This is a genomic window from Pseudomonas sp. NPDC087346 (assembly GCF_044744235.1).
In the GTDB taxonomy this organism is placed as follows: Bacteria; Pseudomonadota; Gammaproteobacteria; order Pseudomonadales; family Pseudomonadaceae; genus Aquipseudomonas.
Map to the genome: position 1 here is coordinate 1 of NZ_JBIUXX010000120.1, position 7014 is coordinate 7014.

A 7014-nucleotide genomic window follows, 5' to 3' on the forward strand; every position below is an offset into this window, starting at 1 on the left:
ATGCAGACCAACTTCAAAACCATCCGTGCTTCCAACAAGCGTCTGCGTGACCTTGAAGAGCAAGCCGAAGACGGTACTTTCGCCAAGCTGACCAAGAAAGAAGCGCTGATGCGCACTCGCGATCTTGAGAAGCTGGATCGTTCGTTGGGTGGTATCAAGGACATGGGCGGTCTGCCAGACGCACTGTTCGTAATCGACGTTGATCACGAGCGCATCGCGATCACCGAAGCCAACAAGCTGGGCATCCCGGTTATCGGCGTAGTCGATACCAACAGCAGCCCGGAAGGCGTTGACTACATCATCCCAGGCAACGATGACGCAATCCGCGCTATCCAGCTGTACATGGGTTCGATGGCTGACGCTGTTATCCGTGGTCGCAACAATGTTTCCGGCGGTACTGTAGAGTTCGCAGCTGAAGAAACTCAGGCTGCAGCTGAGTAATTTGACGCCCTGGCGTTGACTCAGTAAGCAAAAAGGGGGCTTGGCCCCCTTTTTGCCACCTCGAAAACCATTTGTCGGCAGCGCAGCTACAGCATCTGTAACGTGCAGCGGCTACAAGGTGATTCGGGAAGAATTGAACGCCCGTTCGATCGGGTGGAATGGTTGAAAACCTATCCAAGAGGAATTTGAAAATGGCAGCAATTACTGCGGCGTTGGTTAAAGAACTGCGCGAGCGTACCGGCGAAGGCATGATGGATTGCAAGAAAGCCCTGGAAAAGGCTGACGGCGACATCGAAAAAGCCATTGATGACATGCGTGCTTCGGGCGCAATCAAGGCTGCCAAGAAAGCAGGTAACGTAGCTGCTGAAGGCGCGATCGCACTGAAAGAAGACGGCAAATCCGCTGTTCTGCTGGAAGTGAACTCGCAGACCGACTTCCTGGCTCTGCAGGACGACTTCAAGGCATTTGTTGCTGCAAGCGTTGAAAAAGCGTTCGCCGACAAGCTGACTGATGTTGCTCCGCTGATCGAAGCTCAAGAAGCTGCTCGTCTGGTACTGGTCGGCAAAGTTGGCGAAAACGTCAACATCCGTCGTCTGGTTCGCGTAGAAGGCGACGTTGTTGGTGGCTACCTGCACGGCAACAAGATCGGTGTTGCAGTTGTTCTGAAAGGCGGCACCGTTGAACTGGCCAAAGACATCGCTATGCACGTAGCGGCCAGCAACCCTGAGTTCCTGCTGCCATCGGAAGTTTCGGCTGAAGCTATCGAGCGCGAAAAAGCTGTGTTCCTGCAGCTGAACGAAGAAAAAATCAAAGGCAAGCCAGAAAACATTGTTGAAAATATGGTCAAAGGCCGTATCAGCAAGTTCCTGGCAGAAGCAAGCCTGGTTGAACAGGCGTTCGTCAAGAACCCTGAAATCAAGGTTGGCGAGCTGGCCAAGAAAGCTGGCGCTGAAATCGTTTCCTTCACCTACTTCAAAGTAGGCGAAGGCATCGAGAAGCCGGTCGACAACTTCGCTGAAGAAGTTGCTGCCCAGCTGGCTGCCGCCAAGCAATAAGACAGTTTTCAACTGTCGCCCGAAAGAGGCTGCCCGCTTACGCGCGCAGCCTCTTTTCAGATGGGGTTACCAATTTTTAATTGGTTTCCGCTGGGAACTGACTTACAAAGCCAGGTTCCGATGGCGCTGAAGCAGCGCCAAGCTAGAGTGAACGCCAGCTGTAAACAGCTCGCAAAGAATTTTTAAATACGCCGCAGGAGAGATTCGCAATGGCTCAGCAGGGCAGTGGTTATCAGGCTCGCTATAAACGCATTCTACTCAAGCTTAGCGGCGAGGCCCTGATGGGCTCGGAAGAGTTCGGGATCGATCCAAAAGTACTGGATCGGATGGCGCTGGAAGTCGGCCAGTTGGTCGGTATCGGCGTTCAGGTCGGTCTGGTGATCGGCGGTGGCAACCTGTTCCGCGGCGAAGCCTTGAGCAAAGCCGGCATGGATCGGGTGACAGGCGACCACATGGGCATGCTGGCCACTGTGATGAACGCCCTGGCCATGCGTGATGCGCTGGAACGTGCCAATATCTCGGCCATCGTCATGTCGGCGATTTCCATGGTTGGCGTGACCGATCACTACGATCGCCGCAAAGCCATGCGTCACCTGAACTCCAAGGACGTGGTGATTTTCGCCGCCGGTACCGGTAATCCGTTCTTTACCACGGATTCGGCTGCCTGCCTGCGTGCCATCGAAATCGATGCTGACGTCGTGCTGAAAGCGACCAAGGTCGATGGCGTCTACACTGCTGACCCGTTCAAAGACCCGCATGCCGAGAAGTTCGATCATCTGACTTATGATGAAGTGCTGGATCGCAAGCTGGGCGTGATGGATCTGACAGCTATTTGCCTGTGCCGCGACCACAAGATGCCGCTGCGCGTATTCAACATGAACAAGCCCGGTGCCCTGCTGAACATCGTTCACGGCGGCGCTGAAGGGACTCTGATCGAGGAAGGCCAACAATGATCAACGAAATCAAGAAAGACGCTCAAGAGCGCATGCAGAAATCCCTGGACTCGCTGTCCCATGCATTCGGTCAGATCCGTACCGGCAAGGCGCACCCGAGCATCCTCGGTAGCGTGATGGTGCCTTACTACGGCACGGACACGTCCATCACCCAAGTGGCCAACATCACTGTAAAAGACTCGCGCACCCTGCAAGTCGTGGCATTCGAGCGCAACATGCTCGCGGCCGTCGACAAGGCAATCCAGAGCGCCGGTCTGAACCTCAATCCGACCAATCTGGGCGAGTTGTTGCTGATCTCCATGCCAGCCCTGACCGAGGAAACCCGCAAGGGCTTCACCAAGCAGGCGCGTAGCGCAGCGGAAGATGCTCGTGTTGCCGTGCGCAACATTCGTCGTGATGCCTTGGGCGAGCTGAAGAAGCTGGTCAAGGACAAGGAAATCAGCGAAGACGAAGAGCGTCGTGCTGCTGCCGACATCCAGAAGCTGACCGACAAGGCTGAGGCTGATATCGATGCGGCCACCAAGCAAAAAGAAGCGGACTTGATGGCCGTATAAGGGTCGCGTTTCAATGGATAAGACCAAGCAGACTGCGCCGTCCGCGGTGCCGCGCCATGTCGCGATCATCATGGATGGCAACAATCGCTGGGCGAAAAAACGCTTTATGCCGGGTGTCGCCGGGCATAAAGCGGGAGTGGATGCTGTACGGGCAGTAATTGAGGTTTGCGCCGAGGCCAAGGTCGAAGTGCTGACCCTGTTCGCCTTCTCCAGTGAAAACTGGCAGCGTCCAGCCGATGAAGTCAGTGCCTTGATGGATCTGTTCTTCAAGGCCCTGCGTCGTGAGGCCAAGCGCCTCAACGACAACAACATCAGCTTGCGGATCATTGGTGATCGCTCGCGCTTCCATCCTGAATTACAGGCTGCGATGCGCGAAGCCGAGGCCATGACTGCCGGTGCCAACCGCTTTGTCCTGCAAATTGCCGCCAACTACGGCGGGCAGTGGGACATTGCGCAGGCTGCGCAGCGTCTGGCCCGTGAGGTTCAGGCCGGGCATCTGCGTCCGGAAGACATCACCCCGGAGCTATTGCAAACCTGTCTGGCGACTGGCGATCTGCCGTTGCCGGATCTGTGCATCCGCACCGGTGGCGAGCACCGCATCAGCAACTTCCTGCTGTGGCAACTGGCTTACGCCGAGTTGTACTTCTCCGACCTGTTCTGGCCGGACTTCAAACACGAAGCCATGCGCACTGCGCTGGCCGATTTCGCTTCGCGCCAGCGTCGTTTCGGTAAAACGAGCGAACAGGTCGAAGCTGGAGCCCGGGTTTAATGCTTAAACAACGAATCATCACTGCGCTGATCCTGTTGCCGATCGCCCTGTGCGGGTTTTTCCTGCTGCAGGGTTCCGGTTTTGCGCTGTTCATCGGACTGGTCGTAAGTCTGGGCGCCTGGGAATGGGCGCGTCTGGCCGGTTTCACCGCTCAGTCGTTCCGTGTCGGTTACGCCGCCGTTGTCGCATTGTTGCTGTTCTTCATGTACATCCTGCCTGACCTTGCACCATGGGTGCTGGGTGCTTCGGTGTTGTGGTGGGCGTTGGCGACATATCTGGTGCTGACTTACCCGGCTTCGAGCGAGCGCTGGTCCAGTGCTGCGAGCAAACTGGTCATCGGCTTGTTGATTCTGCTGCCAGCCTGGCAAGGGCTGGTGCAGATCAAGCAGTACCCGTTGGGTAACTGGCTGATCATGGCTGTGATGGTGCTGGTCTGGGGGGCTGATATCGGCGCTTACTTCTCCGGTCGTGCCTTCGGCAAGCGCAAGCTGGCGCCGCAAGTCAGTCCTGGCAAAAGCTGGGAAGGCGTGTACGGCGGTCTGGTTCTGAGCCTGGTGATCACTGCGGTGGTCGGTCTGGTTCGCGACTGGACTGTGGCGGAGTTGTTCAAGGCGTTGATCGGCGCTGCGCTGATCGTGTTCATCTCGGTTGTGGGTGACCTCACCGAGAGCATGTTCAAGCGTCAGTCCGGGATCAAGGACAGCAGTAACCTGCTGCCGGGTCATGGTGGTGTGCTGGATCGGATCGATAGCCTGACGGCGGCGATCCCGATCTTCGCGGTGTTGCTGTGGATGGCTGCACCGTGAGCCGCGCACAACAGATTACGGTTCTTGGGGCGACCGGCTCGATTGGTCTCAGTACCCTCGACGTCATCGCTCGTCACCCTGAGCGTTATCAGGTTTTTGCCTTGAGCGGCTTCACTCGTCTGAGTGAGCTGTTCTCGCTGTGTCTGCGCCATGTGCCGCAGTTTGCTGTAGTGCCGCAAGCCGTTGCCGCGCAAAAGCTGCAGGACGATTTGCGGGCCGCCGGTTTGTCCACTCGCGTACTGGTGGGGGAGGAGGGCCTGTGTCAGGTCGCTGCTGCTCCTGAAGTCGACGCGGTGATGGCGGCTATCGTTGGTGCGGCAGGCCTGCGTCCGACCTTGGCGGCTGTTGAGGCTGGCAAAAAAATCCTCCTGGCGAATAAAGAAGCACTGGTGATGTCCGGTGCTTTGTTCATGCAGGCTGTGCGCAAGAGCGGTTCGGTGTTGCTGCCGATCGACAGCGAGCACAACGCGATCTTCCAGTGCATGCCGCACGACTTTGCCCGTGGGTTGGGTTCGGTCGGTGTGCGTCGGATTCTTCTTACGGCTTCTGGTGGTCCGTTCCGGCAGACACCAATGGCTGAGCTGGCGCATGTTTCACCTGATCAAGCCTGTGCGCACCCGAACTGGTCGATGGGCCGGAAGATCTCGGTGGACTCCGCCAGCATGATGAACAAGGGCCTTGAGTTGATCGAGGCTTGCTGGTTGTTCGATGCCAAGCCGTCACAGGTCGAAGTGGTGATTCATCCGCAGAGTGTGATCCACTCGCTGGTCGATTACGTGGATGGTTCGGTGCTGGCCCAGTTGGGCAATCCCGATATGCGCACGCCGATTGCCAATGCCTTGGCCTGGCCTGAGCGTATTGACTCAGGCGTGGCGCCACTGGATCTGTTCGCGATTGCGCGACTGGATTTCGAGGCCCCAGATGAGGGTCGATTCCCGTGTCTGCGTCTCGCGCGGCAAGCTGCCGAGGCAGGTAACAGTGCGCCGGCAATGCTCAATGCGGCCAACGAAGTAGCGGTTGCGGCGTTTCTCGACGGACGGGTACGTTACCCGGAAATCGCGAGTATCATCGAGGAAGTGTTGAATCTGGAGCCTGTAGTCGCTCTGGATGATCTCGATGCGGTATTCACCGCGGATGCCAAGGCACGAACGCTGGCCGGGCAATGGCTGAGCCGTCACGGTCGATAGAATTTGTAATATTGGCTCCACGCGGCACTGAACAGGATTGCGGAGAAAGTAGATGAGCGCGCTCTATATGATTGCCGGCACCCTGATTGCCTTGGGTGTTCTGGTCACCTTTCACGAATTCGGCCATTTCTGGGTCGCGCGTCGTTGTGGGGTCAAGGTTCTGCGCTTCTCCGTAGGCTTCGGTATGCCGCTGCTGCGCTGGCACGACAAGAAGGGCACGGAGTTTGTCATTGCGGCGATCCCGCTGGGCGGCTACGTCAAGATGCTCGACGAGCGTGAAGGCGAAGTGCCGGTCGATCAACTCGACCAGTCGTTCAATCGCAAATCCGTTCGTCAGCGTATCGCCATCGTTGCTGCTGGCCCGATAGCCAACTTTCTGCTGGCCCTGGTGTTCTTCTGGGTGCTGGCAATGCTTGGCAGCCAGCAAATCCGTCCGGTGATCGGTGCCGTCGAGTCTGGCAGCATTGCGGCCAAGGCTGGTTTGGGTGCCGGGCAGGAAATCATCGCCGTTGATGGCGAGCCGACCACTGGCTGGGCGGCGGTCAACCTGCAACTGGTTCGCCGGCTGGGTGAAAGCGGTTCCCTGCAAATAAATGTGCGCGAACAAGGTTCCACGGCGGATTCGCCGCGTGAGCTGACGTTGGACAAGTGGCTGAAAGGTGCCGACGAACCGGACCCGATCCGCTCGCTCGGCATCCGTCCATGGCGTCCGGCATTGCCGCCGGTGCTTGCCGAACTTGATTCGAAAGGCCCGGCCCAGGCTGCTGGCCTGAAAACCGGTGATCGCCTGCTGTCTCTGGATGGCAAGGCTCTGGATGACTGGCAGCAGGTAGTTGATACCGTTCGTACGCGTCCTGATACCAAAATTGTGCTGCGCGTTGAGCGTGACGGTGCTCAAATCGACGTCCCGGTGACGCTGGCTGCTCGCGGCGAAAGCAAGGCGCCAAGCGGTTATCTGGGTGCCGGGGTGAAAGCTGTGGACTGGCCGCCGGAGATGATCCGCGAGGTCAGTTATGGTCCGTTAGCGGCAATTGGCGAGGGCGCTCACCGCACCTGGACCATGAGCGTACTGACGCTGGACTCACTGAAGAAAATGCTGTTCGGCGAGCTCTCGGTAAAAAACTTGAGTGGACCGATAACCATTGCTAAAGTGGCGGGCGCTTCTGCCCAGTCGGGCGTCGCTGATTTCCTGAATTTCCTTGCTTATCTGAGTATTAGCCTGGGCGTTCTGAATTTGCTGCCCATTCCT

8 protein-coding genes are annotated in these 7014 nt (G+C 57.6%); all 8 read left to right on the forward strand.

Annotated features, from left to right (window positions below; all coding sequences use genetic code 11):
• The coding region (gene rpsB, locus ACIOZM_RS30840) for a 30S ribosomal protein S2 (RefSeq protein ID WP_401221278.1) at window positions 1–441 on the forward strand (441 nt) is incomplete at its 5' end.
• A gap of 191 nt (window positions 442–632) precedes the next feature.
• Window positions 633–1496 (forward strand): translation elongation factor Ts, encoded by an 864-nt coding sequence (gene tsf, locus ACIOZM_RS30845; protein ID WP_401221281.1) that lies wholly within the window; start codon window positions 633–635, stop codon window positions 1494–1496.
• Window positions 1497–1705: 209 nt separating this feature from the next.
• Window positions 1706–2449 (forward strand): UMP kinase, encoded by a 744-nt coding sequence (pyrH, locus tag ACIOZM_RS30850; protein WP_003222124.1) that lies wholly within the window; start codon window positions 1706–1708, stop codon window positions 2447–2449.
• Window positions 2446–3003 (forward strand): ribosome recycling factor, encoded by a 558-nt coding sequence (gene frr, locus ACIOZM_RS30855; protein ID WP_401221284.1) that lies wholly within the window; start codon window positions 2446–2448, stop codon window positions 3001–3003. Before pyrH ends, frr begins: the two co-directional genes overlap by 4 nt.
• Before the next feature lie 13 nt (window positions 3004–3016).
• Window positions 3017–3772: a polyprenyl diphosphate synthase gene (gene uppS / locus ACIOZM_RS30860; RefSeq protein ID WP_401221286.1), complete on the forward strand. Its 756-nt coding sequence runs from the start codon at window positions 3017–3019 to the stop codon at window positions 3770–3772.
• Entirely contained in the window at window positions 3772–4578 is an 807-nt protein-coding gene (locus tag ACIOZM_RS30865) for a phosphatidate cytidylyltransferase (protein WP_401221289.1), read from the forward strand. Before uppS ends, ACIOZM_RS30865 begins: the two co-directional genes overlap by 1 nt.
• Window positions 4575–5765, forward strand: a complete 1191-nt coding sequence (gene ispC, locus ACIOZM_RS30870) for a 1-deoxy-D-xylulose-5-phosphate reductoisomerase (RefSeq protein ID WP_401221292.1) — start codon at window positions 4575–4577, stop codon at window positions 5763–5765. Before ACIOZM_RS30865 ends, ispC begins: the two co-directional genes overlap by 4 nt.
• 52 nt (window positions 5766–5817) lie before the next feature.
• Window positions 5818–7014 (forward strand): RIP metalloprotease RseP (rseP, locus tag ACIOZM_RS30875; RefSeq protein ID WP_401221293.1); only part of this gene is annotated, 1197 nt, incomplete at its 3' end.

Excerpts from the sequence above, each read along its gene's own strand:
- uppS (WP_401221286.1), top strand. The coding sequence starts at position 3,017 with ATGGATAAGACCAAGCAGACTGCGCCGTCCGCGGTGCCGCGCCATGTC.
- ACIOZM_RS30865 (WP_401221289.1), top strand. The coding sequence starts at position 3,772 with ATGCTTAAACAACGAATCATCACTGCGCTGATCCTGTTGCCGATCGCC.
- tsf (WP_401221281.1), top strand. The coding sequence starts at position 633 with ATGGCAGCAATTACTGCGGCGTTGGTTAAAGAACTGCGCGAGCGTACC.
- frr (WP_401221284.1), top strand. The coding sequence starts at position 2,446 with ATGATCAACGAAATCAAGAAAGACGCTCAAGAGCGCATGCAGAAATCC.
- pyrH (WP_003222124.1), top strand. The coding sequence starts at position 1,706 with ATGGCTCAGCAGGGCAGTGGTTATCAGGCTCGCTATAAACGCATTCTA.